Origin of the sequence: Roseobacter sp. MED193, assembly GCF_000152965.1 — a bacterium.
In the GTDB taxonomy this organism is placed as follows: Bacteria; Pseudomonadota; Alphaproteobacteria; order Rhodobacterales; family Rhodobacteraceae; genus Pseudophaeobacter.
In genome coordinates this window covers 3,967,368-3,991,406 of sequence record NZ_CH902583.1, presented here as the reverse complement: position 1 = coordinate 3,991,406, position 24,039 = coordinate 3,967,368, and the positions used below count along the sequence as shown (strand labels likewise).

Genomic DNA, 24,039 nt, shown 5'->3' with positions numbered 1-24,039 from the left:
GTGTGTGATGGGACTGAACCTGCTCCATTCCAATGACCACAAAGGCAAGTATCCCCAAAGCTGGTATGCCGCGACGGCCACGCCTTCGGCGCCCTTCGCCCCCCTCTCCGGCCGAGTGCGGGCCGATGTTTGCATCATTGGCGGCGGCTTTACCGGACTGTCGAGCGCGCTGCACTTGGCCGAGGCGGGCATGAATGTGGTCCTGCTTGAAGCCCATCGTGTCGGCTTTGGCGCCTCTGGACGCAACGGCGGCCAACTTGGAAGTGGCCAGCGCCTGGATCAAGAGGATCTTGAGGAATTTGTTGGCCAACAGGATGCCAAGATGCTTTGGCGCATGGGGGAGGAGGCAAAAGATCTGGTCAAATCCCTGATTGCCAAACACCAAATTGACTGTCATCTGCGTCCCGGCGTTGCCTGGACAGCCTCTAGTGCGCGCGACAGCCAGCATCTTCACGACTATGGGCGTCACCTTGAGGATCGCTATGGCTATGACCAGATAGAGCTGCTGTCGCCTGAGGCCTGTCACCAGATGTGCCCCTCGCCCGATTACAAAGGTGGCATTCTCGATCATGGCGCTGCCCATCTGCACCCGCTGAACTTGGCGCTTGGCCTCGCCCGCGCAGCCGCAAGCGCAGGCGCTGCACTGCATGAAGAAAGCGAGGTTCTGGAGATCCAGGAAGGGGCTGAAGTGCGCGTCAGAACCGCTGCTGGCGAGGTGCGCGCGGATCATCTGATCCTGGCCTGCAACGGCTATCTGGGCGGGTTAAACCGGCAGGTGGCAGCCAGAGTAATGCCGATCAACAATTTTGTGGTTGCAACTGAACCCTTGGGCGATGAGGCCGACAAGGTTTTGGGAAGGGATGTCGCGGTGGCGGACAGCAGGTTTGTGGTCAATTACTTTCGGCTCAGCCACGACAAGCGACTGTTGTTTGGCGGCGGCGAGAGCTACGGCTATCGCTTCCCGGCAGATATCGAATCCGTAGTGCGTAAACCGATGACGCAGATATTTCCGCATCTCAAGGATGTTCGGGTGGATTATGCCTGGGGCGGAACTCTGGGGATCACCATGAAACGGATGCCCTATCTGGCCCGTCTTGGGGAAAATGTGCTTTCGGCTTCAGGCTACTCCGGCCATGGCGTGGGCACCGCGATCCATGCCGGACAATTGATTGCCCAATCCATACAGGGTCAAGCAGAAGGCTTTGAGACCATGGCCCGCGTCCCCGCACCGCGCTTTCCTGGTGGCCCTGCCATGCGCTCACCACTATTGGCATTGGCTATGACATGGTTTGCCTTGCGCGACAGGATCGGTCTCTGACCTTCTCTTGAACATCCCACTACCCTCGATTGGCCCTGCTTTAGCTAAGTCTGAGCAGGGCCCTTTGCCATGCGATCTTGGCACTGTGTCTTGGCCTGGGGATGCTCACCACCAAATGAGCGCAACAAATTTGTGAAATCTTGCCGATCCTGCAGCGCAGCTCGAGGCTCGCTCTTGGATTCTCACCACAAGTGTTTTATATTTATCAAATCCATAATTCAGGAATTTGAAATATGACCAAGGCCCCAAATGTTCACGCGGCAGAACCGATCCCGGAATCAGCACGTCAGGCAATTGAAGAACTGATGCAATCTGGTGATCTGTTTCGTTATACCGCACCCGAGGATGCACCGGTTGCTCTGCTTGAACAGGATTTTGCTGCGCTATTGGGCAGCAAATACGCCCTGGCTGTGTCGTCCTGTTCCGCGGCTCTGTTCCTCTCTCTCAAGGCCTTGAACCTGCCCCGTGACGCCCGCGTGCTAATCCCGGGATTTACCTTTGCTGCCGTCCCCTCATCGGTGATCCATGCCGATTGTATTCCTGTCCTCTGTGAGGTGGGTGAAAACTATCGCATTGATGTCTCGGATTTCGAAGCCCAGTTGGCCGATGACATCCAGGCGGTCATCATCAGCCACATGCGCGGTCACACCTCTGACATGGATGCTATTCTTGCGCTCTGCGAAGCTCGGGGAATTCCGGTGATCGAAGATGCGGCCCATTCACTGGGAACCACTTGGAACGGGCGCAATATTGGCACCCTGGGCCAAATTGGTTGCTTCTCCTTCCAGTCCTACAAGATGATCAACGCCGGCGAAGGTGGTATTTTGATCACCGATGATGCCGAACTGGTCGCACGTGCCGTGATCATGTCCGGCGCCTACGAGCACAACTGGCAAAAGCATAAGGGCCCCGTTGGGGACAACAGCGCGGATCTGAGTGAGGCCTTTGCCAAATGGCAAAACCAACTGCCACTCTATAATCTGCGGATGAGCAACCTCTCCGCCGTGGTCATTCGTCCGCAACTGCCGGAACTGGCGCGCCGCGTGCGAGACGGGCTAAAGAACCACGATTATGTCGCAGCGCAGCTAAACGCCTCTCCCTTCTTTCATGTGCCTGCTCCGCTTGGGCCAGAGCAGCGCGCTCCCGATTCGATCCAGTTCAACCTGGTGGGCATGTCTGAAGACCAGATTTTGACCTTCTCCGAAGCCACAGCAAAGGCTGGTGTAAAGGTGCAGATCTTCGGCCGTTCAGCGGATAATGCCCGTGCCTTTTGGAATTGGCAGTTCATCCAGGATCTTCCTGAGCTGCCGCAAACCCGCGCCATGTTGATGCAGGCATGCGACGTCCGCCTACCGGTGCGCCTGACCAAGGAAGAGCTGGATGTGGTCGCCGGAATTCTGCTTGATGCTGCGACAACAACCATGACCAGTGCTGCGGCAGCCTAATTTTCAAAGCCTGATGAAATCACACTGCCGCGCCGCGCTCTGCGCGGCGCCGGGCCCAACGGGAGACGATCCCCAAGGGATCTTCCGACGGGCGGGAGCCCCCCCTTCTGTTACGAATTTCGTTACCGCAACAAGAAAGGGCTCAGATATCATCCGAGCCCTTTAACATCTGCGACATCAGCTCCACCGAGTTGAAGCCGCCGATTACTTCAGCTTGGACAGCTTTTCTTGCAGTTCCGATAGCTGTCGTTTGATCGCATCCAGGTCTTCACCTTCGTCATCCTTGGCGGTTTCCGTTTCTGGGGCAGTTGTGCTGCCGCCCCACCCTCCTGCCAATCCGCTGGCCAATCCTCCCGGCAGACCGCCGGTCATCGCCTTCAAAAACGCCTCTTGCTGCGCTTTCATCGCGTCGAAACCAGGTATCTGCGACATCGGGTTCATCGCTGACATATTCTCAACCATCTGAGATTGGCTATCGCGCAGCATATCAAAGGAGGCTTGCAAGAACTGTGGCATCACGCCACCGCCTGGCTGCATATAGCTGCGCACCAGATCATTGAGCACATTGACCGGGAGCACATTCTCACCACGACTTTCGTGTTCGGCAATAATCTGTAACAGATATTGTCGCGTCAGATCATCGCCTGATTTCAAGTCAACAATCTGAACTTCACGCCCTTCCCGGATGAACCCCGCAATATCCTCTAGTGTGACATAGTCGCTGGTCTCGGTGTTGTACAAACGCCGACTGGCGTAACGCTTGATCAGCAGAGGTTTTTCCTGGTCGGCCATACTGTCCCTCCCCGGACATGATGCATTGCAGAAAAAGACTATGCGAGCGCAGAACAAAAGAAAAGCCTGCACAGAAACCTTCCCTGGCAACACCCAAGAGCAACGCAGCCCCCTGCATCAGCGCATTTGACCCGATAGGGAGGCGAGTTTTCACTTGAGCTAAAGTTAGCTTTAGATCTTATAACCCTCCCCATAGCACCAAAGGAGACCTGTTTTGAACATATTGATCCTCGGCGGCACCGGCTCCATTGGCAGCGCGGTCACAGCAGAATTGGTTGCCCATAACCACAAGGTCATCGGAGTTTGTCGTTCTGAAGCCTCAGCCCAACGCCTCGCAACATTGGGAGCCCAGCCCCACAAGGGGGATCTGCGCAATCCGGCCTCTTGGTGTACAGCACTGCGCCAAGTGGAGGTGGTTATCCAGTTGGCATCAACTTTTGACGATGACATGGCAGCGGTGGATGCCGCCGCCATTGCCGCAATCCAGCAGGAGGCCTGCTACCGCACCAGCCCGTTGCGGGTGCTGTATACCGGCGGCTGTTGGCTTTATGGGCAGACAGGCGATCACGCCGCTTCGGAAACCAGCCCAAAGCGTCCGATCTCCGCCTTTGCCTGGATGGAGGAGAACGCGCATTCTCTGCTTCTGGATCCAAGGTTGAGCACCTGTATTATACACCCTGCCATGACCTACCATGAAGACGGGGGCGGCGTTTTCTCCCGCCTCTTGACGCAGGCCTCCTTTGGGGTCCCACTAGAAATCTGGGGCAGTATCCATACCCGCTGGCCGCTGGTGCATCGTCGGGACCTAGCCCGCGCCTACCGCCTACTGGCAGAACAGCCCCAGCTCTGCGGTCATTATAACGTCGCAGCGCAGACAGGAGTGCCGATGCGCGATATTATAGATGAGATCATCCGGCGCCATACTCATGATGGGGCCTATGTGGTCCGTAACCGCAAATATGTGATGTTCAAATACGGCAACTGGGCTGAAGGCCCAACGCTGGATCAGCAAATGCGGGCGGATAAGGTCCGGGCCGCCTGCGGCTGGTCACCCGAGGTGAAAGATTTCACTCAGGCCGTCTTTTAGTCCCAAGACAGAAATGCTCCCAAGGTGGCAGGCCTATCTGCATAAAAAAAAGGACAGGTCGAAACGACCTGTCCTTTTGGACACAAGAGAGAGATCAAGAGGCAGGGAGGAGCCGTGATCGCTCTCTTCGTGATCAACCCGAACGGGCTGCTTATTTAGCTGCTGCCTTTTTGGCCGCAGTGGTGACTTCGGAAGTCGCTTTTTTGACAGCGGCAGTGGCTTCTTCGCCCATGTCTTTGCCTGCGGCCATCAGCAGTTCAACGGTTTCCATCTGAACTTTCTTCGCAACTTCAGCAAAGGCAGCCATGTTTTCGGCGGCGACTTCGGCAGAAGCGCTGGCAAAATCGGTTGCGGATTTTGCGTATTCAGCAGGATCTTTCTGAGCTTTGGAAACGCCGGACATCTTGGCCAGGGCATCCTTGGTCCATTTGCTGGAGATTTCAGATGACTGCTCAGCAGCGCCCAGAACAACAGCACTCAGCTTTTCGTTCAGCGCAGCGGTGTTTTTGAACGCCTCTTCCATGGCGGAAGTATCCACCGGAAATGCGCCCATCATGTCTTTCATCATAGCGGTAAAATCTTGGGTCTTAGCCATTGTACTGGTTCCTCTGGTTGCCATCTCGGGACCACCCCGCGTTTCAGCATGAGGAACATATACTTTCTGCAACGCAGCATTTCAAGAAAAATCTTGCCGCAGCGCAGAATAAACTATCGTAAACCTAAGAAATCAATCAGTTGCCCGGATCCGCACATAGCTGCCAGGAGCCGCTTCCAGCACAGGGTTATTGGAATCACCCGGTTTGCGTGCTGGGACCTGTTTGCCAGAGCGTTTCTTCAGCCAGCTCTCCCACCGCGGCCACCAAGACCCCTCGTTAAAGCTGGCGCCTTCCATCCATGCCTCAGGCGTCCCCTTCAGGTCACTGTTGGTGTAATGGCCATATTTGTTACGGCTTGGTGGGTTAACGATCCCTGCGATATGTCCAGACTGGGACACGATGAAGGTCTTGCTGCGACCACCCATCTGTTGCACGCCTTTGTAACAATTCATCCAGGGGGCGATATGATCCGTTTCACAGGTAACCGCCATAAGCGGAATATCCACGTCCTTTAGGTTCAAGAGCTCCCCAAACAGCTCAAAGCCGCCCTCTGCAAATTCATTGCGTTGGCACAGGCCCCGCAGATACTCGACCGCCATCTTTCCAGGCAGATTGGCACCGTCGCCGTTCCAATAAAGCAGATCAAAAGCAGGCGGAGTTTCCCCCAGCATGTAGCTGCGAATGGCAGGTCCATAGACAAGATCATTTGCCCGCAGGTAAGAGAAGGTACGGGCCATGATGTATGAGGGCAAGACACCGTCGTCGCCAATTTCTTCGACAATCGCGTCGACAAAATCATTCTGCAGGAAGGGCGTAAAATCTCCCTGGTCTGAGAAATCCGTCAAGGCCGTAAACAGGGTCGCAGATTTAACTGATTTATCCCCCCGCTTTTTCATCAAGGCCAGCGTCAGGCTGAGCGTGGTGCCGGCAATGCAATAGCCAATGGCGTTGACCTGTTTGACCTTGCAGATATCCTTGGCCTTATCGATCGCGGTCAGGAAACCCTCCTCGATATACTCTTCCATGCCTACATCAGCATAATCGCTATTGGGGTTGATCCAGGAAACGACAAACAGGGTGTATCCCTGCTCGGTCACCCATTTGATCAGACTGTTCTGCGCCTTTAGATCGAGGATGTAGAATTTGTTGATCCAGGGCGGGAACAATACGATGGGTGTTTCGTGCACGGTCTCTGTCGTGGGGTGATATTGGATGATCTCCATCATCCGATTGCGGAACACCACCTCACCGGCGCTGGTCGCAATATTGCCGCCAATCTCAAACGCGCTCTCATCCGCAAGCCGCACGACCAATTCGCCATTATTAGCCTCAAGATCGTCGACCAGGTTCTGCATGCCATCAATCAACGATTGCCCCTCGGTCTCCAGCGCCTTTTCCAGCGCATCGGGGTTCGTTGGCAGAAAATTGGTTGGCGCCATCATGTTGATGATCTGATCAGAAAAATAACGCAGCCGGTGGCGATCAATCGCTTCAAGATCATCAACCTGCGACACGGCGCTGCGAATAGCTTCAGAATTTATCAGATACTGTTGTTTTACAAAGTGAAAATAGGGATTGTTATCCCACATCGGATTGCCAAACCGCCGATCCTGCGGTGTTGCCTTTTCGCTACCCTCTTCGCCCTCCCCGGCGAGAACACTCTGGGCCTCTGCAAAATTCAGCACAGATTTCCCCCAGTATTCGACCTGTTGTTCCATCAATTTTGCAGGATTTTGTAGGATTTCGGACCAATAAGACGTTGCTGCACGTGCAAAGAGCTCCTGATTCGGACCATCTAACCCGGGGTGATGCCCCTTCCTGTTGGCCATGATTTCAACCAGTTTTTGAGAGAGCTGGTCGACGCGCTCCATATTTTCCTTAAGGCGTTCAAAGTGTTCCGGCGAAGTGCCACGGTCAAGTTCGTCACTTGTTGTCATCTTAAGGAATCCCCCATACTCTTTCTGCTGTGCAGAATACTGGTTTAACCATGTTACGCCAAAGCGACGAAAGGTCCGAGGCCCTGCATTATTTCCGCCCCCAATCGTGGGACTACAACCGGCGGGCTGCAAAAAGGAAAGACATATGCGCTATATGATGTCATACGATTTGATGGAAACCGCCCGAAACATGAACCAATGGCTGGGTGCCAGCGCCTTGTCTATGGCCTCCTACCCTGCGTTTTCTGCAATTCCCAACCCCGCACTTAGCTGGATGGCGGCTTGGGGCGAGGTCACCGAACGCACCTTTCACCGCATGACCGTCAAGCCAGACTGGGGCATTGACAGCTTCACCTGCGACGACGGCAAAGATCACCTGGTAGAAGTCATCCCAGTTGTTGAGCGTGATTTTGGCGACTTGCTGCATTTCTGCGTTGCTGGACGTGAAGAACAGCCCCGCAAGGTTCTTATCGTGGCACCGATGTCCGGCCACTATGCGACCCTGCTGCGCTCCACTGTCAAAAGCCTGCTGGTCAATTGCGAAGTCTATATTACAGACTGGCACAATGCCCGCGACATTCCGGTCTCAGCCGGTAAGTTCGACATCGAAGACTACACGCTCTATCTGGTTGATTTCATGCGTGAGCTTGGCCCCGAAACCCATGTGGTTGCAGTCTGCCAGCCCGCACCGCTCACGCTGGCGGCAACCGCCTACCTGGCGGAACAGGACCCTTCGGCTCAGCCCTCGTCGCTAACCTTGATTGGTGGGCCTGTGGATCCGGATGCAACCCCGACCGAAGTCACCGATTTTGGCCGCCGCGTCACCATGGGCCAGCTCGAAGAAACCATGATCCAACGGGTCGGATTCAAATACAAAGGTGTCGGACGTAAGGTCTACCCTGGCCTGCTGCAACTTTCGTCTTTCATGTCAATGAACATGGATCGTCATGCCCAGGCATTCACCGATCAGATCCAGCGCGCCAGCCGTGGCGAGGCTTCGGACCATGATGCCCACAACCGGTTCTATGATGAATACCTCGCCGTAATGGATATGACGGCAGAGTTCTATCTCTCCACCGTAGAGCGCGTTTTTAAATCCCGCGAAATCGCCCGCAATGAGTTCGTCGTTGACGGTCACAAGGTTGATATTGGTGCAATTACAGATGTGGCGGTGAAATCCGTTGAGGGGGCCAATGACGATATTTCGGCCCCAGGCCAATGCATCGCGGCGCTGGATCTGTGCACGGGCCTGCCCGACAGCAAAAAGGCAAGCCATGTCGAGCCCGGCGCCGGCCATTATGGGATCTTTGCTGGTCGTAGCTGGCGCGACAATATCCGCCCTCTGGTCATCGACTTCATGGATGCAAACAGCCGCAAACCCAAAGCTGCCCCAAAACCCAAAGCCGTCGCAAAACCCAAGGCGACCAAAGCAAAACTGACCGCAGTAAAGGGCTAATTCCATGAGCAACGAAAAGTTCGGCTTTTCCTGCTCATGCGGCAGTTTCGCTGGGCATGTCTCGGCAGAGGGGAACAAATCCGGGCTGAGGCTGATCTGCCATTGTGCGGATTGTCGTGCCGCTGAGCTTCATCACCATCAACCTGACCCGGTTGATGGGGTCGATCTGTTTCAACTGGCTCCGCATGCCATCACCATCACAAAGGGCGGAGAACACCTGCGCCTTTTGCGGCTCGGCCCCAAGGGCCTGTTTCGCTGGTATGCGGGCTGCTGTGGCACGCCCTTTGCCAATACCCTGTCAAAACCGCAACTGGCCTTTGTCGGCGTGAGAACAGATCTTTTTGAGGAAACCGAGGCTCTGGGCAAAGTCAAAGCTGAGGCCAATATTCCCCGCCCTGGAAAACCACCTCAAAACAAAGGCATGGCCCGCATGGTCTTTGGGATTTTTTCCCGCATGATTACCGCGCGACTGTCAGGCCTCTGGCGGAAGACACCGTTTTTTGATGCTGAAACAGGCGAACCCGTAGCGGAGCCTGAAGTGCTCTCAAAAGAGGCCCGCGCCAAGCTCTATTCCTGATCCTGGCGCGCCGCGCAGCTCTCGCAGCATCCTACCCGCCACTCATCAGTTCCGGAGGGCGCTGAATGCACAGCGGGTTCAAGTGCCCGATGGTGCCGCCAGCCAATGCAATAAGGCGCGGTTCACTGCTTCGGGCTGTTCCAGTCCGGGCAAATGCCCAGCGCCTGCAATAACCTCTAGCCCTGCATGGGGGATCAACCCGGCCATGAATTCATGACGTTTGACTGGCGTCAGGCGGTCATATTCTCCGCACAGAATAAGCGTCGGCACCTGACAGCGCCGGGCTGTCGCCTGCTGATCAAGTCGACGCTGCAAGGCCCGGCTTTGATCAACAAAAAGCTCTGCCCCCAGCTCCATGCCCATCTCGCGCACCAGATTGAGAATTTCCAATCGACGTGTCCCGGGTGCCAGCACCTCTGGCGGCAGGGAGAGCTGCAGGGCTTTTTCCAACCCGCCGGTACGGGCGCTGATGATCAGTGGCTCGCGCATGGCTGCCTGATCCGGGGTCTCGGATAGCGGGGTTGTCGCCATCAGGCACAACCGGGTGATCCGTTCCGGGGCACGACGCAGTAGCTCCAGCGCCACGATGCCCCCCATGGACAAACCAACCAGCGCAAACTTCTCTGGCAACATGGCGAGAATATGAAGGGCGATATCTTCTACCCTCGCCCCCCCATGCAGGGGGGCAACCATAACCGGAGTCAGCGCAGAAAGGGCATTGAGCTGAGGCGTAAAAACCCGCGCATCACACATCATGCCCGGCAAAAACACCACTGGTTCTCGACCCCAGTTCCCTGCTTGCTCCATGCTGGTTTGCCCTTTGTCTTGTTGATCTGCAAAACTATCGATTGAAATAGCAATGGGAGGTTTCACGCGTGGTGATTGCCTCCAAGCTTACTCTTGCGGTGACTTGCCCTTCGGGGCAAGCGAGATTTCGCGTGACCCAGCGCCAAAGCACTGCCGTTCTTTGCAGGCTCGCTTAGAGGCCTGTGAAAATTCAATACCCATTCCAACGAAACGCACCATTCTGAGCCAGCGGCGAAAACGGATTATGTGCAATCTCCCAGATATGGCCATCTGGCGCACGAAAATAGCCGATGTAGCCCCCCCAAAACACCTCACCCCCAGGCCGCAAAATCTCCGCCCCAGCCTTGCGTGCAAGCGCCAACAGCGCGTCCACCTCTTGGCTGCTGCGGGTATTGTGGCTCAATGTCATCGCCCCGGTGCCAAGGGCTTCAATGGGCAGGCCAATATCCTCCGCCAATTTGTCTAGGGGATAAAGCCCCAGCGTCTGCGAAATCAGATCAAAGGCAACCACACCGTCCGGGCTTTCTGCAGCTTGCCAGCCAAGTGCCGCATAAAAGGCGGCAGCCTTTTCAACATCCGCCACCCCAAGCGTGATCAAACTCACTCTCTGTTCCATTGACATAAGCTCTCCTCCCTTTCCAAAGCTCCGCAGCCCCAAAAACCAACTCCAGAAGCGCAGCGGCTACAAGAGCTCAGTTATGGCGGCTTCAATGAGGCGCAGACAGGCCTCATCAGAAAACCGATGATCCGCATCCTTCACCAGGTTCAAACGCATGTCTTGGCAGCGCGCATGCTCCATCAGCCGCAGTGCGGTCTCAGTCGAGACAGCGGTATCCGCCGTCCCCTGCAAGCAGCGCACCGGGAAGGGCAAGTCCAGCGGCCTACGCAGAACCAGCCGCTTGCGCCCGTCCTCAATCATTGTTTTGCTGATGCGATAGGGCTCCATATAATCACTTGGCAGCTCAACATAGCCCTGAGCCTCCAGCTCCGCCTTTTGAGCCTCGCTGAAACTGGCCCAATAGCCATCTTCCGTGAAATCAGGTGCGGCAGCAATGGTCACCATGCCTTGAATACGCTCTGGCATAGCCTTGGCCAACAACAAGGCCTGCCATCCCCCCATGGAGGAGCCAACAATCAACAGGGGACCAGTGGTCAAAGCGGAAACAGCGGCCAGAGTATCCTCGTGCCAATCACCAATGCAGCCTTGTTCAAAAGACCCAGAACTCTCTCCGTGACCGGAATAGTCAAACCGCAAAAAAGCTAATCCAGCGGCCTGGGCCCAGGCTTCCAGGTGGACAGCCTTGGTCCCTTCCATATCGGATTTGAGCCCCCCAAGGAATACCACTGTTGGCCCGCGTCCACTGTGAAAGTGATAGGCGATCGAACGCCCCTGCTCGGTCTCTAAGAACTTCGTTGCCGCCATTTCTGTGCCTCCCACGTTAATCCCAGATGTGTCACGCAAAACGCTGCGCTGCAATTGTCAAATCGCCCCTTCCCCTATCCTCGCGCGGGGTGAGGTCGAACCTACAACTCGCGCCTTCGGCAGTAACCTTGTCAGGCAATGCCTGATGCAGACAGGCCAGTAGCAGATCAGGTGGGACCTGACCCAAAGTGTGACGCATCACAATAGGTGCCGGATGTTGGGCATTCAGAATACAGCTCTTGGGTCCATCAACTGTGAATGGTGCCAGAGATCCCGCATTATTGCGGATATCCGACCAACCAAACAGCGTAGCGCAAACACAGTATAGGCGGTGGCGTAGTTCAGCGGCACATTGGTCCCCTTCTTTGAAAGACATGTAGTTCCGCTGAAATCCACATGCATGCTATCTTTGGGCACGGTCAGCGCGGCATGCAGCTCCAGCTCGTTTTCATAACCGTCCATCTTTAGCACGTTCTTATAGATGCCCTCGGACACCTTAGCGATGCCCCTAGGTCAGCCAGGATCATTTGTCATGTAGATGCCGCCGGGGCTAAGATCCGCACGTGCAACAAAAGCGGCTTTTTTGGTGGTGCCCTCGACGTCACAGGTGATTGGACGGGTTTCGTAGGCGACAAAAGCCTTATTATCAGTAGCCTGAGACGCAGGCAGGATTTGACCATCTTTCGTGGCAACCTGGACTGACCAGTTCAGGGTCTCGATCTTCATGCCCGGAACCGGGCGCGAGAACTGTTTGCGGTACTCATCTTCGAATGCCGCAGTCTCCCCCCATGAACATCGGTTTGGGTGAGATTGCAGCGCGATACCTTCTCCAAACTTCCAGACAATTAGGTTTTAGGTTCTTGGTTCACCACAATTCTTGACAAAACCTGTAAGGAAAAATATGGGTCCGTCTCATACCTTTTCATCGAAGCAAGGTGTTGCAGAGTTTCCCTCCTCTTCAACGCCCAGCCATACCCCACAATAGCTGTGTAGGATCGTTCCTGTCACAGCGCGTTGGAGCAGTCTGGTGCGCCCTAGCTTCGTCTCAATACCTTCGGTCCTTTCGGATATTGGATCTTCATGGTTTCCAATCCGGTTCCTTCAACTGGGTCTACTTGCAGCTGTCTTGGCTTTCACGTTGCCCTCTAAGGAGGCCAAATCTCAAGCCTTTCCTGTTTTTATCGAACACCAATACGGCGAGACGAGGGTTCAATCTGAACCAAGTCGTATCGTGTCTCTCAGTTTTATTGGGCACGATTTCTTGTTGGCTCTGGGTGAGCCACCGCATGCGCTGCGCAAATGGTTCGGCCCACATCCCTATGGCGTTTGGCCCTGGGCAGTCGAGGCATTGGGTGAGGCCACGCCGATCGTCATGCAGGGCGAAATCGATATTGAGGCCATCGCGGCAATGCAGCCGGATCTGATTGTGGGTCAATGGTCCGGAATGACGAGGCGTGAATATCAACTGCTATCACGCATTGCCCCAACCGTGCCGCCGCAGACGCGTTTTGGAGACTATGGCACCCCCTGGCAGGAGATGCTGCGGACTCTGGGGCGCGCCACGGGACGCCTGGAGCAGGCTGAAGAGATCATCGCCGGCATTGACGCGCGCTTTCATGACATTCGCCAGGCCCATCCAGAGTGGGAAGGGGCCAGTTCCGTTATGGTCTGGGCAGGCCAGATAGGGGCCTATAACGCCCGCGATATCCGCGGCCAGTTTATAGAAGCCCTGGGCTTCAAGGTGCCGGAAGCCATCAACACCCGGGCTTCATTCAATAATTACTACGCGCTGATCCCACCAGAAGACCTGTCCCCCATCGATGTTGAAGCCCTCATTTGGCTGGATGCAGGCGGCTCTGTCAGTCAGCTCGAACGGATGTCCCTGCGCCCGACCCTGCGTGCCTATGGGGAGGGCCGCGAGATCTATGCTGACGTGCTGCTCTCCGCCGCCCTGTCCCATTCCAGCCCGCTGAGCCTGAACTATGCGCTGGATCGCCTGGTGCCCCTGCTGGAAGCCGCCATGGATGGCGACCCTGCCACCCCAGTTGCCAGCACCGCCGAGGCAGGCCTGCTGCCAGAAGGGTTTTGACATGACCATTCTCGAAACCACATCGCCGCGCTCTGAGCGTCGCGCCTCCACCCGCCAGATCTGGCTGCTGACGGTCCTGTTGAGCCTGCTCCTTCTGTCGGCCCTGTCGCTGCGCTTCGGCCTGCGCCCAATCAGCTGGGACAATATCTGGGAGTCCTTTGTGGCCTATGATGCCACAAGAGCTGATCATCTGGTCATACAGGGCATGCGGCTGCCTAGATTGTTGGCCGCCTGGCTGGCGGGGGGCGCTCTGGCCGGTTCCGGTGCCTTGATCCAGAGCCTGACCCGAAACCCGCTGGCAGATCCCGGATTGCTGGGCATCAATGGCGGGGCATCGCTGGGGGTTATCCTCTGCATCTTCTTGTTGGGCATCTCCGACCCGGCCTCCTTTGTCTGGGTTGCCATGGGGGGCGGGTTGCTCAGTACGGTTTTGGTGTTCTTCCTGGGCGGCGCAGGTCGGGGTACTCCGCTGCGGCTGATCCTGGCAGGTGCGGCTCTCAGTGCGCTGTTTCTGGCGCTTGGGCGCAGCCTCTTGCTGATCAGCCAGCGCAGCCTGGATGTCTATCGCTTTTGGGTGCTGGGCGGTTTGGACGGAATTGAGATGCCAACGCTGGCGGCTCTGCTGCCCTTCTTTGCCTTGGGCGCGGCCTTTGCGGCGGTTTCTTCCTTCAACCTGAACGCCATGATGTTGGGCGAGGACACCGCCCGCAGCCTGGGCCTGCGGGTTGGGCTGGCGCGTGGGCTTGCCGTTTGTGCCATTGTCTGCCTCTGCGGTGCCACAGTGTCGATGGCCGGTCCTATCGCCTTTGTGGGTCTGATCGTGCCCCATATGGCGCGGCGATTTTCGGGCGCGGATATGCGCTGGTGCCTGTTGTTTTCCGCGTTTCTGGGGGCCGGGCTGATGATCCTGGCCGATCTCATTGGGCGCTTGCCGGTCTTTGGCGGCAATATGCAGGCCGGGGTGATGGCCGCCCTTCTGGGAGGACCCGCACTTGTCTGGCTGATCCGCCGCGACGGGAGCACTGCGCTATGAACTGGAGCCTGCGCCTGCCCTTCCTATCCCTGTCCTTCTCAGCCCGTGCCGTTGCTGTTGGCTCCTGCCTCTTGCTGTTGGTCAAAGTGGGCTCGGTTCTGGCGCTACGGCTTGGCAGCTATCCCTTTACTGAGACCAGCTGGCTCAGCGTGCTGTTGGGCGCAGGTTCAGAGATTGAAAGAATGATCCTGATGGATCACCGCCTGCCACGGATCTTGACAGCCCTGGGGGCCGGTGCCTGTTTTGGCCTCTCGGGGGCAATGTTTCAAACCATGATGCGCAATCCGCTGGCCTCGCCGGATGTCATTGGCTTCAACGCAGGCGCCAGCTGTGGTGCCCTAATCGCGATTATTCTGACCGGCGGCAATGTGCTGCTGGGAGCCTTGATCGGCGCGCTGCTCACAGCCATTCTGGTTGTAAGCCTGGCCTGGAAAGAGGGCTTGCCCCCCCAACGCCTGGTGCTGATTGGGCTTGGCATTGGCTTCGCTCTGGCGGCCCTGTCCGACCTGCTGCTGAGCCGGACCGACGCCAGAACCGCCGCCGATATGGCAGAATGGTTGATAGGCACGCTGAACGCGCGCGATTGGCAGGATGTCACTATTGTATGGTCCGGGGTGCTCCTTTTGGCTCCGGCGCTATTCTGGATCCATTTCCCCTTGGCCCGGCTTGGCCTGTCGGATGACCTGAGCAGCAGCCTGGGCCTGCGGCTGTCGCCGCTGCGCCTGGGGCTCACCGGTCTGGGCATTCTGCTGGCGGCCCTTGCCGTTTGCACCGCCGGCCCACTGCCCTTTGTCGCCTTTGCCGCCGGACCAATTGCGCGTGCCCTAGTGCCCAATGGCAAACCCGCCCTGCTGGGCGCAGCTGTCATTGGCGCCCTGCTGGTGCTGGCAGCGGATACGGCCTCTCGCATGGTTCCCAGCATTCAACTGCCCGCGGGCGTCTTTACCGCCCTGATCGGTGGCCCGGTGATGATCTGGCTACTGATGGTTCAATTTCGCAAAGGAAAGCTCTGAATGAATGCCCCTGCCCGCCTGCACGCCAAAGCCCTGTCGGTTGCCTTTGCCAAGACCCCGATCCTGAAAGATCTGACCGCTGATATTCCGGATGGCAAGATCACCGTCATTGTCGGGCCCAATGCCTGCGGAAAATCCACCTTGCTCAGATCCCTGGCGCGGCTGCAAAAACCCGACAGCGGCGAGGTCTTGCTGGATGGTAAGAGCATCCACAAACAGGCCAACCGCTCAGTTGCGCAGCGCTTGGCTATCCTACCTCAATCGCCCAGCGCCCCCGAGGGGCTGACAGTGCAGGATCTGGTGACGCGTGGCCGCACGCCCCATCAATCGGCACTGCGACAATGGTCTCACCAGGACGCCGAGGCTGTGGGCCGGGCACTGGAGCTGACCGGCATGGCCCCCTATGCGAACCGCCCTCTTGAGGCCCTGTCTGGTGGTCAGCGGCAACGCGCCTGGATTGCAATGGCCCTGGCGCAGGACACCGAGATCCTGCTGTTGGATGAGCCGACAACCTACCTGGATCTGCCGCATCAGATCGAGCTTCTGTCCCTGATCCAGTCGTTCAACCAGCAAAGCAACCAAACCGTGGCCATGGTGCTCCATGACATCAATCTGGCCGCGCGCTTTGCAGATCACATCATCGCCCTGCGCGCGGGCGCCATCTTCACCAAAGGCAGCCCAGCCGAGGTCGTCACCCGAAACAACATGGAACAGGTCTTTGATCTTAGATGTCAGATCATTTCCGACCCGGTGCACGGCACCCCCCATGTCATCCCCGAATAGGACTGTAGCATGACGATAAACCAAAATTTCCCAATTGATGCCACCGCCCTGCTGACCGGTCTGTCTTATGCCGACATGCGGCAGGTGATGCTGAACCAGGCCCAAGAGCACGAGCTGCAGGTCGTGGAGGACAGCGAGACTGCGGTCAGCATTGAGGTGCCCTCCTTTGGGCTGTACCGATTTGAACCCACACAAGAGGGGATCCGCATTCGGATTTCAGCAGCGCTGCCGGACCGTTTGTTCATGCTCAAGGATAGCTTTAGCGAAACCCTGACCCACCTGCTGCCCGAGGCGGCAAAGGATCTGCGCTGGTCAGATAGCGCAACCCTGCCCAATCGCCCGCCAAATCTTCATTTTACCCGGGTCGTCTCAATCACCCCGGTGGGAACCGCCTTCCTTCGGGTGCGCATCAAGGCCGATGATCTGAGCAGTTTTCAGGATGACGCCATCCATTTCCGTCTACTCTTGCCTGCCGCCGATTGTAGCGAACCGGAATGGCCCAGCCTTGCCGAAAATGGTGCCACGGTCTGGCCCAAAGGGGAAAAGGCGCTGCACCGCCCGGCCTATACCACCCGTTGGATCGACCGAGTTTCCGGGCTGATGGATTTTGATGTCTTCTTGCACGACGGGGGGCGCGTGACCAACTGGGTACGGAACGCCAGCACTGGGGACCTGCTGGTCATTGCAGGGCCCGGCGGCGGTGGCATTCCAGAAAGTTCCAAGGTCTGCATCTTTGCCGATGAAACCGCCTTTCCAGCGGTGGCGCGCATTCTCGAGACCCTACCTGCCAATAGCGAGGGCCAAGTGACCCTGGTCGCCGCCAATGGCGCGGATTGTGGTTACCCGATCAGCGCCCCCGCCGGTGTAACCGTCACTTGGCTCAGCCGAGCAGAAGCGCATGACCTGGCAGACCGCGCCCGCGCAGCACATCAAAAACACCCGGATCACTTCCTTTGGCTGGCCAGCGAAAAGTCGGATGTAACGCCCGTGCGCGAAGCCCTGAAAGCCAACAAACCAGCCCCCGGAACCAGCTACCTCGCCGCCTATTGGAGCAAGCCATGACCCCGTACATCTCTCTCTCCGCTGCCTTGTTGTTGGCCACTGCCACCTATGGTGCGGCCCAAGAGACAGCCCAGACCCCAGCCCCATCGGCCCCCGTCCTAGCCGCGCCCACTGTCGACAGCACGGGCAGTGGGCTGGCGACGCCGCCTATCTCACCAACTGATTTGACTGCCGCGCGCCCGACCCTGTCCTCCCCTGTCGAAGGCACAGCGGCAGAGGCCACCGCGCCAATGGCAGCACCTGCGACACCTGCTGCCGAGGCGACGGCCAGCAACAATCCAACCACAACCGTGCCCGCCTCTCCCTCTCCCGTCTCACCAGAGGCCTCCGATCCTGCCGCAGCGCATGCCGAATTGGGCGATGAGACCACGCCGAGTTCAGCTGTTGAACTGCCCGCCCTGGAGCCGCTCAGCCGACAGGACGAAATGCTGCAGCTGGCAGAGGAGACCTCTGGCAAAGCGATGAAATTCCTGCGCGACGGCGGGCCTTCGATCTGGGCTATCGCGGCGCTTTCGGTGATCACCCTGGCGCTGATCCTATGGAAAATCTGGCGCCTAGCCCTGATCGGTGCATGGTCCCGAGGCAAGGCCAGCAAGGCGGTCTTGGCCTATGAGGCCGGCAACCCAGCGGCGGCCCTGGCCATCGTAAAGGGCCGGATGGGTATCCGCTCCAAGGTGGTCAGCGCCGGGTTGGACGCCCTGCGTGATCTCCCCGAGGATCGCGCCCGGGAAGAAACCGCAAGGATCGCCAAAAAACACCTGGCACAGGCCGGCACTGGGCTAGGCGCACTGGAGCTGATCGCGACCATTGCACCGCTGCTTGGTCTGCTGGGCACGGTTCTGGGCATGATCGCCGCCTTTCAGGCATTGCAACAGGCGGGTTCCAAGGCCGATCCTGCCCTGCTGGCCGGGGGGATCTGGGAAGCGCTGTTGACCACGGCTGCCGGCATGGCCGTGGCCATCCCGGCTTCGGCAGCTCTCACCTGGTTTGAATCCGTCATCACCCGCATCCGCCAAGATATCGAAGACAGTGCCACCCGCCTGTTTGTTGCCGAGGCGCCGCAAGATCTCCCCATGGCAGCCGAGTAAAGAGATGCATTTCACCGAAGCCAGGCGCCCGAGGCGCAAACCCAGCCTGACCCCGATGATCGACGTGGTCTTTTTGCTGCTGGTCTTCTTTATGTTGGCCTCGCGCTTTGGCACCGATGCTGTTCTGGAGCTGCCCCTTGCCGGGCGCGGCGGTGAATACACCGGGCCGCCACGTCTGGTGGGGATTGGGGCGGGTAATCTGGATCTGAATGGCGTCCCTGTTGCCGACAGTCACCTGCCCCAGGCGCTTGCCCCCCTGATGTCCTCACCAGAGGATATCCTCATCCTGCGCGGCCGCGATGGGGCTGATCTGCAACGTATCATCGATGTGACGACCCTGCTGCGCGACGCCGGGCTGGTCAATGTCGTACTGGTGGAGTGAGACGCGCAATGGACCTTTCCCCTCCTGTGAAACGCCCCCGCGCGGAATCCATCGTGCCGATGATCAATGTTGTGTTTCTGCTGCTGATCTTCTTTCTGATGACTTCGCATCTGGCGCAGCCCGAACCCTTTGAGGTCACGCCACCTGGTGCCAATCTTGAAGCAGAAGCCGAAGCTGAGCCTGTGCTGTACATAGATGCCGAGGGGCGGATGCATTTTGACGGCATCGAAGGTGAGGCCGCACTGGAGCAACTGGCACGCGCAAGTGCCGATGCTCCGGTGGTGCTGCTGCGTGCTGACGCCAAGCTGGAAGCCACCTCTCTGGCCGGCATTCTGAAAAAGCTGGCTGCCGCGGGGCTTGCCCGCGCCGAACTGGTGGTGACCCCGCAATGAAACGCACAGCCGAAGTCACCCTGTTTGCTGGCCTGGCCGCGCTTATTCATGTCAGCCTTTTTGCCTCGGCCCCGGAATCTGGCGTGCAGTCCAGCGGTGCCGGAGGCGAGGCCATGGTTTCGATCGAAGCCGCCAGTGCCACGGTTGCCGAAATGGTCGAGACCTGGGAGCGCCCACCGCCGCGTCGACAGATGGAAAACCCGGAGCTGGAACAGCCCCTGACACCACCAGATGCGCCGCAGATGCCAGAGTTTGAACTGGCCGACGCCCCGCGTGCCGCTGTGCTTGTGGCCCTAAAAGAACCTGAAGAGGCGGATGTGGTGGAGATTGACCAGTCAACACCGCCCCCCCCGCCGCCTCCAGAACCGGAGCCTGAACCTGAACCTGAACCAAAGCCGGAACCAAAACCCAGGCCCAAACCAGCCCCCAAACCAGTCGAGTCTCCGCCAACGGCACAGACCTCCAATCAGACCTCTCCTGGTCGCGCAGCACAGCGGGCTGCCGGATCTGGCGGCGGGGCTCAGGCGGGGGCAGCGGGCGGTGCCAGCACGGCGACCATCTCGGCTGGGCAAAGGGCAAAGTTACAGTCGATCTGGGGGGCGAAAATCCGTTCCCGAATTGAGCGACGCAAACGCTATCCTGCAGGGGCACGCGGTTCTGGCCGGGTGGTCCTGCGCATAACGGTGGCGGCCAGCGGCGCGTTGGTCAACTACCGGGTCGCCAGATCCTCCGGCGTTGCCGCCTTTGATCAAGCGGCGCTAAAGGCCGTCGCCCGAGCCGGAAAATTCCCCAAGGCCCCCAAAGGGTATGACGCCGCCCAGCTAACCTTCAATCTACCGATGAATTTTGCCAAGTAGCTCGCCGACCTCGCCTCTGGCTCAATCGCAGAAAGAAAAAGACCCTGTGCGAAATCGCGCAGGGTCTTCATTTATTGAGGCAGGAGGAGCGTGCGAACCGGCGGCTGACCCATTCGCACGCAGGCTGCGCTTAGAACTTCGATGTCAACGTCAGAGCTACATTTCTGCCTTCACCAAAGTAGCAGGCACCGGAGCCACAGGTTGTCATGTAGCGCTCATCGGTGAGGTTACGCAGGTTCAGCGACACCAGCCAGTTGTCCCGGCCATAGGACACCGCCGCATCATAAAGCGTATAGGACGGCGTCAGATAGGTGCTGGCACCATCCCAGGCTTCGCCGTTGTAGCGCATACCTGCACCCAGCTTCCAGCCGACCATCGCCCCATCAAGGGGTTCATAATTCACCCAAAGCGAGGCTGCGTTTTTGGGCACTTGAGCAATGTAATCCCCTTCAGCATCCTCGGTATCGAGATAGGTGTAGGCAAATTTGACAGAGACATCGCCAAAGCGGTGGAAGGCCTCAACTTCAAAGCCTTTGGACCGTGCCTCTCCGGTTTGTACTTGAAAGCCAGGGTTGGCGGTATCTGCCACCGTCAGGTTGGATTTGGTCAGGTCAAAGGCCGATACCGTCAACAGGGTATCTGTTCCCACGGGTTGATACTTCAGACCCAGTTCGAACTGTTCGCCCTCGGTTGGCTTGAAGGGGGTTCCATTGACATCGGCGCCAATAGCATCCTGCCGGAAACTTTGGGCATAGCTAAGGTAAGGCGCCAAGCCGTTGTCAAAGCGATAGAGCACCGCGGCGTTTCCGGTCCAGGCACTGTCCTGTGCCGCCACAGTTGTGGCGCCAAAGCTGCCATTGCTGGTGCCGGTCTCGATATCGCCATAGCGCAGACCGAGATCCACAAAGAGCCGATCCTGAAAAACTGCCCGCTGCTGCAGGTAGATTCCCCATTCGGTGATGGTATTACCCGCCGTATCCGTCACCGTAATCGGGTTGAACCCGCCATAGGTTGGGTTGAAAGGATCAATGGGTGCGACCTGGGCCCCATAGCCGGTATCGCTGTCATAGTAACCCTGAGTATAGCTGGCCCCGAGAATAGTGCGCATCTCAATGCTGCCCAGGCCGTATTCAGCTGTTGCGTAACTGTCTAAGCCCCAGGTCTTCAGCTCATTTTCGGCCCGGTAAAACGTCCGGTTGATGGTGCCATCCGGATTGTAGCGCCCGGTTCCAAAGTTATCAAAAGCCCACCAGGCGTGCTGGTACAGGGACTCGCCCTCCAGGTAGCGCGCACTTGCATTCATGCTCCAGGTCGCATTGAACCGGTGCTTGAACATCGCAGTGATCGCGCGCTGCTCGGTGTCATAGGTGTCAAAGCCCGGCTCACCGATAAAGGTGTCACTGTCCAGATATGTCCCGGTGCCAAAGCCGGTTGCTGGCAGTAATGTCCCATAGATCGAGGCAAACTGGATCAGCGGGCTGCCATCGTTTTTCTGGTAGTTCGCCAGCACTGTCAGTTCGGTGTTTTCGCTGGGTCGCCAGGTGATCGAAGGCGCGAGGGCAATGGCATCATCCTGGGAAAAATCAACTGAATCCTTGGAATCCCGCAGCAACCCGACAAAGCGATAGCGCAGCGTGCCTGCCGCGTTCAGATCGCCGCTGACATCACCGGCGATTTGCATGCGGTCATTGGAGCCCGCCTGAACCTGCACCATGTTATCCGCATCCTGTGCCGCTGTTTTGGAGGTTGTATTGACCACCCCCCCAACAGAGCCGCTGCCATAAAGCCCCGAGGCCGGACCTTTGAGAACCTCAACACTGTTCAGCATAAAAGTCTCGGGTCTGGTATCGTTGTAAAACCCATAGCGCGAGGGCAGCCCGTCGTGCAGCGTCGAGGGCGAAAACCCGCGGATCAGGGACCAATCCGAGCGGGCATCCTGGCCCCATTGGCCGCCAACAATCCCGGCCGAGTACTGCAGAACCTGGTCGACGCTTTGCGCGCCGCGCTCGGCCATCTGCTGTGCAGTGATCACGCTGACGGAGCGGGGGGTTTCCAGGATACTGTCGCCGGTCTTGGACACTGTTCCGGTGTCGAGCGCGACGCTTTCGCCAAAATAGGCTTCCTCGGTCGCGCCCGAGACATTGATTTCTTGAAGGTCAACAACCTGGGCCATAAGAGGCGTTGCCGCCATCAAAGCCCAAATTGAAACGGTCGTTCGGTGTAATAGCATATCCCATCTCCGCCTGTGCTGCGGTTATTGTTTTTGCCTGACGGAGAGCTGGGTGCTGATGCGGTAGGAACTCCTTTGGGGGAGGTCAAGTGTGACAGGGGCGGCGGGGCGCACTGTTGCTGATTTGGCACGTTTAAATGTGGCTCACCGACTATCGCTGTCGCTCGCCTCGGCGGGTCAGACAACTGCAATGCTGGTCGCTGCGCCGTATACAGAGATCACGGGTGACCTCCAAAAGGTCACTGGTTGCAGAAAGCTCCAGGTCTTCCCAATCTTTCTTAGATCTATAAAAACTTAACTAAAAAAGACCGACCGCATTCCGCACAAGTTAACGTTTCATCGACAAGCTGGCTCACCATCATCTATGTGGAGTCTGATTGATGTCTTTCAACAAGTCTATCTTGGCTGCTGCGGCTATCGCAGCGCTACCTATGTTAACGAGTGCAGAAGAGGGCGTGACCAGTACTTCGATTGCTTTTGCCCAAGTCGCTGCTCTTGAAGGTCCAGCAGCGGCACTAGGCCAGGGCATGCGTCTTGGCATGCAGGCTGCCTTTGAAGAGGCCAATGCCGCTGGCGGTGTTCATGGCCGTACAATTACTCTGGACAGCATGAATGACAACTACGAACCTGATCGTTCGGTTGCGCTTGTGAAGTCGGTTGTTGAAGGCAACAATCACCTGGGCCTGATCGGGGCAGTTGGAACGCCAACCGCCTCTGCAACGCAGCCCATCGCTACCGAAGCGAATATGCCCTTTGTTGGCCCCTTTACTGGCGCTGGCTTCCTGAGGGATGCGAGCCTGGGTAACGTCTTCAATGTGCGCGCAACCTATTTTGCCGAAACCGAGGCTTGGATTGAGTATCTGGTTGACCAACAGGGTATGAAATCCATTGCCTTGTTGTACCAGGATGACGGGTTTGGTCGTGTTGGGCTGGCGGGAGTGACCGCCGCTCTGGAACGCCGCGGCATGACTTTGGTTGCAGAGGGCACCTATACGCGCAACACAACTGCGGTGAAAAAGGCGCTGCTTACTATCAAAAAGGCCAAACCCGATGCAGTGGTCATGGTGGGCGCTTACAAGCCAGTTGCCGAGTTCATCAAGTTGTCCCGCCGTCTCAAATTCAATCCAACCTTTGTGAACATCTCCTTTGTTGGTTCGGATGCCCTGGCGCAAGAGCTTGGCGACGCGGGTGAAGACGTGATCATCAGTCAGGTTGTTCCTTTCCCGTGGGATTCATCTGTTCCAGCCGTTGCACAGTATCAAGCAGCACTGAAAGCCGTCGATCCCGATGCCAACCCCGGTTTCGTCACTCTAGAAGGATACCTGACCGGTCGCCTGGCCTTGGCTGCTTTGGATGCAGCAGGAACCGATCTCACTCGGGAATCCTATCTTGCAGCCCTTGGTGACCTACAGACCTTGGATTTTGGTGGTGTGACTATGACCTTTGGCCCAGATGACAATCAGGGCATGGACGACGTCTTTTTGACCAGGATCACCAAAGATGGCGGTTTTGAAAAGGTTACGTCTGGCGGAGAATCCTGATCCGGGTCCCGCGCTAGAGCGCTGAGGCGCAAAAGAGAACAATCTGCCCGGCTAACGGGCGGATTTACTGGGCTCTGCAATGCCGCAAGGCGTCGCGAAAATAGGTATTGAACATGACGAAACAGCCAAAA

23 protein-coding genes and 1 pseudogene are annotated in these 24,039 nt (G+C 57.6%); 15 read left to right on the top strand and 9 right to left on the bottom strand.

Annotated features, from left to right (window positions below; all coding sequences use genetic code 11):
- Positions 1-7: 7 nt before the first annotated feature.
- Positions 8-1,318 (top strand): FAD-binding oxidoreductase, encoded by a 1,311-nt coding sequence (locus MED193_RS21510; protein ID WP_009811898.1) that lies wholly within the window; start codon positions 8-10, stop codon positions 1,316-1,318.
- Between the two features lie 233 nt (positions 1,319-1,551).
- The gene (locus MED193_RS21505; RefSeq protein ID WP_009811897.1) at positions 1,552-2,763 is read left to right on the top strand and encodes a DegT/DnrJ/EryC1/StrS aminotransferase family protein; all 1,212 of its coding nucleotides are present in this window, start codon (positions 1,552-1,554) and stop codon (positions 2,761-2,763) included.
- 204 nt (positions 2,764-2,967) lie between these two features.
- On the opposite strand, the gene phaR is transcribed toward MED193_RS21505, so the two are convergent.
- Complete coding sequence (gene phaR / locus MED193_RS21500) at positions 2,968-3,555, bottom strand: polyhydroxyalkanoate synthesis repressor PhaR (RefSeq protein ID WP_009811896.1); 588 nt, start codon at positions 3,553-3,555, stop codon at positions 2,968-2,970.
- Between the two features lie 214 nt (positions 3,556-3,769).
- Between phaR and MED193_RS21495 the strand changes: the two genes are divergently transcribed.
- Positions 3,770-4,642 (top strand): NAD-dependent epimerase/dehydratase family protein, encoded by an 873-nt coding sequence (locus MED193_RS21495; RefSeq protein WP_009811895.1) that lies wholly within the window; start codon positions 3,770-3,772, stop codon positions 4,640-4,642.
- A 151-nt stretch (positions 4,643-4,793) separates the two neighbouring features.
- Here MED193_RS21495 and MED193_RS21490 read toward each other — a convergent pair whose 3' ends face one another.
- Together MED193_RS21490 and phaC are read right to left on the bottom strand one after the other, a co-directional pair.
- A complete protein-coding gene (locus MED193_RS21490; protein WP_009811894.1) occupies positions 4,794-5,237 on the bottom strand; it encodes a phasin family protein in 444 nt (147 codons plus the stop codon).
- A gap of 132 nt (positions 5,238-5,369) precedes the next feature.
- A complete protein-coding gene (gene phaC / locus MED193_RS21485) occupies positions 5,370-7,175 on the bottom strand; it encodes an alpha/beta hydrolase (RefSeq protein ID WP_009811893.1) in 1,806 nt (601 codons plus the stop codon).
- A gap of 145 nt (positions 7,176-7,320) precedes the next feature.
- Here phaC and phaZ point away from each other — a divergent pair, with 145 nt between their 5' ends.
- Complete coding sequence (phaZ, locus tag MED193_RS21480) at positions 7,321-8,631, top strand: polyhydroxyalkanoate depolymerase (RefSeq protein WP_009811892.1); 1,311 nt, start codon at positions 7,321-7,323, stop codon at positions 8,629-8,631.
- 4 nt (positions 8,632-8,635) lie between these two features.
- A complete protein-coding gene (locus tag MED193_RS21475; RefSeq protein ID WP_009811891.1) occupies positions 8,636-9,208 on the top strand; it encodes a DUF6151 family protein in 573 nt (190 codons plus the stop codon).
- 78 nt (positions 9,209-9,286) lie between these two features.
- Here MED193_RS21475 and MED193_RS21470 read toward each other — a convergent pair whose 3' ends face one another.
- From MED193_RS21470 to MED193_RS21450, 5 genes and pseudogenes are all read right to left on the bottom strand, one after another.
- The gene (locus MED193_RS21470) at positions 9,287-10,015 is read right to left on the bottom strand and encodes an alpha/beta fold hydrolase (RefSeq protein WP_039967173.1); all 729 of its coding nucleotides are present in this window, start codon (positions 10,013-10,015) and stop codon (positions 9,287-9,289) included.
- Positions 10,016-10,205: 190 nt separating this feature from the next.
- The gene (locus MED193_RS21465) at positions 10,206-10,631 is read right to left on the bottom strand and encodes a VOC family protein (RefSeq protein ID WP_039967170.1); all 426 of its coding nucleotides are present in this window, start codon (positions 10,629-10,631) and stop codon (positions 10,206-10,208) included.
- A gap of 66 nt (positions 10,632-10,697) precedes the next feature.
- The gene (locus tag MED193_RS21460) at positions 10,698-11,438 is read right to left on the bottom strand and encodes a S9 family peptidase (protein ID WP_009811888.1); all 741 of its coding nucleotides are present in this window, start codon (positions 11,436-11,438) and stop codon (positions 10,698-10,700) included.
- Positions 11,439-11,469: 31 nt separating this feature from the next.
- Positions 11,470-11,900: pseudogene (locus tag MED193_RS23420) on the bottom strand (hydantoinase B/oxoprolinase family protein).
- Between the two features lie 51 nt (positions 11,901-11,951).
- Positions 11,952-12,164 (bottom strand): hypothetical protein, encoded by a 213-nt coding sequence (locus tag MED193_RS21450; protein ID WP_009811886.1) that lies wholly within the window; start codon positions 12,162-12,164, stop codon positions 11,952-11,954.
- 400 nt (positions 12,165-12,564) lie between these two features.
- On the opposite strand from MED193_RS21450, the gene MED193_RS21445 reads away from it, so the two are divergent.
- From MED193_RS21445 to MED193_RS21405, 9 genes are read left to right on the top strand one after another with little or no spacing between them, the layout of a single operon-like run.
- Positions 12,565-13,527, top strand: a complete 963-nt coding sequence (locus tag MED193_RS21445) for an ABC transporter substrate-binding protein (RefSeq protein WP_198133876.1) — start codon at positions 12,565-12,567, stop codon at positions 13,525-13,527.
- 1 nt (position 13,528) lies between these two features.
- Positions 13,529-14,560 carry an iron ABC transporter permease gene (locus MED193_RS21440; protein WP_009811884.1) on the top strand — a complete coding sequence of 344 codons (1,032 nt, stop codon included), beginning with the start codon at positions 13,529-13,531 and terminating at the stop codon, positions 14,558-14,560.
- Positions 14,557-15,573 (top strand): iron chelate uptake ABC transporter family permease subunit, encoded by a 1,017-nt coding sequence (locus tag MED193_RS21435; RefSeq protein ID WP_009811883.1) that lies wholly within the window; start codon positions 14,557-14,559, stop codon positions 15,571-15,573. Before MED193_RS21440 ends, MED193_RS21435 begins: the two co-directional genes overlap by 4 nt.
- A complete protein-coding gene (locus tag MED193_RS21430; RefSeq protein WP_009811882.1) occupies positions 15,574-16,356 on the top strand; it encodes an ABC transporter ATP-binding protein in 783 nt (260 codons plus the stop codon).
- A 9-nt stretch (positions 16,357-16,365) separates the two neighbouring features.
- A complete protein-coding gene (locus tag MED193_RS21425) occupies positions 16,366-17,418 on the top strand; it encodes a siderophore-interacting protein (RefSeq protein ID WP_009811881.1) in 1,053 nt (350 codons plus the stop codon).
- Positions 17,415-18,506, top strand: coding sequence for a MotA/TolQ/ExbB proton channel family protein (locus MED193_RS21420; protein ID WP_009811880.1), 1,092 nt, complete (start codon positions 17,415-17,417; stop codon positions 18,504-18,506). Before MED193_RS21425 ends, MED193_RS21420 begins: the two co-directional genes overlap by 4 nt.
- Positions 18,507-18,510: 4 nt before the next feature.
- On the top strand, positions 18,511-18,888 hold the full coding sequence (locus tag MED193_RS21415) for a biopolymer transporter ExbD (RefSeq protein WP_009811879.1): 378 nt from the start codon (positions 18,511-18,513) through the stop codon (positions 18,886-18,888).
- Between the two features lie 8 nt (positions 18,889-18,896).
- Positions 18,897-19,280, top strand: coding sequence for a biopolymer transporter ExbD (locus tag MED193_RS21410; protein WP_009811878.1), 384 nt, complete (start codon positions 18,897-18,899; stop codon positions 19,278-19,280).
- The gene (locus MED193_RS21405; RefSeq protein ID WP_009811877.1) at positions 19,277-20,137 is read left to right on the top strand and encodes an energy transducer TonB; all 861 of its coding nucleotides are present in this window, start codon (positions 19,277-19,279) and stop codon (positions 20,135-20,137) included. Before MED193_RS21410 ends, MED193_RS21405 begins: the two co-directional genes overlap by 4 nt.
- Positions 20,138-20,267: 130 nt before the next feature.
- Here MED193_RS21405 and MED193_RS21400 read toward each other — a convergent pair whose 3' ends face one another.
- On the bottom strand, positions 20,268-22,367 hold the full coding sequence (locus MED193_RS21400) for a TonB-dependent siderophore receptor (protein WP_254655484.1): 2,100 nt from the start codon (positions 22,365-22,367) through the stop codon (positions 20,268-20,270).
- 380 nt (positions 22,368-22,747) lie between these two features.
- Here MED193_RS21400 and MED193_RS21395 point away from each other — a divergent pair, with 380 nt between their 5' ends.
- The gene (locus tag MED193_RS21395) at positions 22,748-23,908 is read left to right on the top strand and encodes an ABC transporter substrate-binding protein (RefSeq protein ID WP_009811875.1); all 1,161 of its coding nucleotides are present in this window, start codon (positions 22,748-22,750) and stop codon (positions 23,906-23,908) included.
- The last annotated feature ends 131 nt before the right edge of the window (positions 23,909-24,039 follow it).

What these genes read in the sequence shown, in the direction of transcription:
- MED193_RS21430 (WP_009811882.1), top strand. Translation starts at nt 15,574, where the DNA reads ATGAATGCCCCTGCCCGCCTGCACGCCAAAGCCCTGTCGGTTGCCTTT.
- phaZ (WP_009811892.1), top strand. Translation starts at nt 7,321, where the DNA reads ATGCGCTATATGATGTCATACGATTTGATGGAAACCGCCCGAAACATG.
- MED193_RS21395 (WP_009811875.1), top strand. Translation starts at nt 22,748, where the DNA reads ATGTCTTTCAACAAGTCTATCTTGGCTGCTGCGGCTATCGCAGCGCTA.
- MED193_RS21465 (WP_039967170.1), bottom strand. Translation starts at nt 10,631, where the DNA reads ATGGAACAGAGAGTGAGTTTGATCACGCTTGGGGTGGCGGATGTTGAA.
- MED193_RS21405 (WP_009811877.1), top strand. Translation starts at nt 19,277, where the DNA reads ATGAAACGCACAGCCGAAGTCACCCTGTTTGCTGGCCTGGCCGCGCTT.
- MED193_RS21510 (WP_009811898.1), top strand. Translation starts at nt 8, where the DNA reads ATGGGACTGAACCTGCTCCATTCCAATGACCACAAAGGCAAGTATCCC.
- MED193_RS21475 (WP_009811891.1), top strand. Translation starts at nt 8,636, where the DNA reads ATGAGCAACGAAAAGTTCGGCTTTTCCTGCTCATGCGGCAGTTTCGCT.
- MED193_RS21425 (WP_009811881.1), top strand. Translation starts at nt 16,366, where the DNA reads ATGACGATAAACCAAAATTTCCCAATTGATGCCACCGCCCTGCTGACC.
- MED193_RS21450 (WP_009811886.1), bottom strand. Translation starts at nt 12,164, where the DNA reads ATGAAGATCGAGACCCTGAACTGGTCAGTCCAGGTTGCCACGAAAGAT.
- MED193_RS21415 (WP_009811879.1), top strand. Translation starts at nt 18,511, where the DNA reads ATGCATTTCACCGAAGCCAGGCGCCCGAGGCGCAAACCCAGCCTGACC.
- MED193_RS21435 (WP_009811883.1), top strand. Translation starts at nt 14,557, where the DNA reads ATGAACTGGAGCCTGCGCCTGCCCTTCCTATCCCTGTCCTTCTCAGCC.
- phaR (WP_009811896.1), bottom strand. Translation starts at nt 3,555, where the DNA reads ATGGCCGACCAGGAAAAACCTCTGCTGATCAAGCGTTACGCCAGTCGG.
- MED193_RS21490 (WP_009811894.1), bottom strand. Translation starts at nt 5,237, where the DNA reads ATGGCTAAGACCCAAGATTTTACCGCTATGATGAAAGACATGATGGGC.
- MED193_RS21470 (WP_039967173.1), bottom strand. Translation starts at nt 10,015, where the DNA reads ATGGAGCAAGCAGGGAACTGGGGTCGAGAACCAGTGGTGTTTTTGCCG.
- MED193_RS21460 (WP_009811888.1), bottom strand. Translation starts at nt 11,438, where the DNA reads ATGGCGGCAACGAAGTTCTTAGAGACCGAGCAGGGGCGTTCGATCGCC.
- MED193_RS21410 (WP_009811878.1), top strand. Translation starts at nt 18,897, where the DNA reads ATGGACCTTTCCCCTCCTGTGAAACGCCCCCGCGCGGAATCCATCGTG.
- MED193_RS21400 (WP_254655484.1), bottom strand. Translation starts at nt 22,367, where the DNA reads ATGCTATTACACCGAACGACCGTTTCAATTTGGGCTTTGATGGCGGCA.
- phaC (WP_009811893.1), bottom strand. Translation starts at nt 7,175, where the DNA reads ATGACAACAAGTGACGAACTTGACCGTGGCACTTCGCCGGAACACTTT.
- MED193_RS21505 (WP_009811897.1), top strand. Translation starts at nt 1,552, where the DNA reads ATGACCAAGGCCCCAAATGTTCACGCGGCAGAACCGATCCCGGAATCA.
- MED193_RS21440 (WP_009811884.1), top strand. Translation starts at nt 13,529, where the DNA reads ATGACCATTCTCGAAACCACATCGCCGCGCTCTGAGCGTCGCGCCTCC.
- MED193_RS21420 (WP_009811880.1), top strand. Translation starts at nt 17,415, where the DNA reads ATGACCCCGTACATCTCTCTCTCCGCTGCCTTGTTGTTGGCCACTGCC.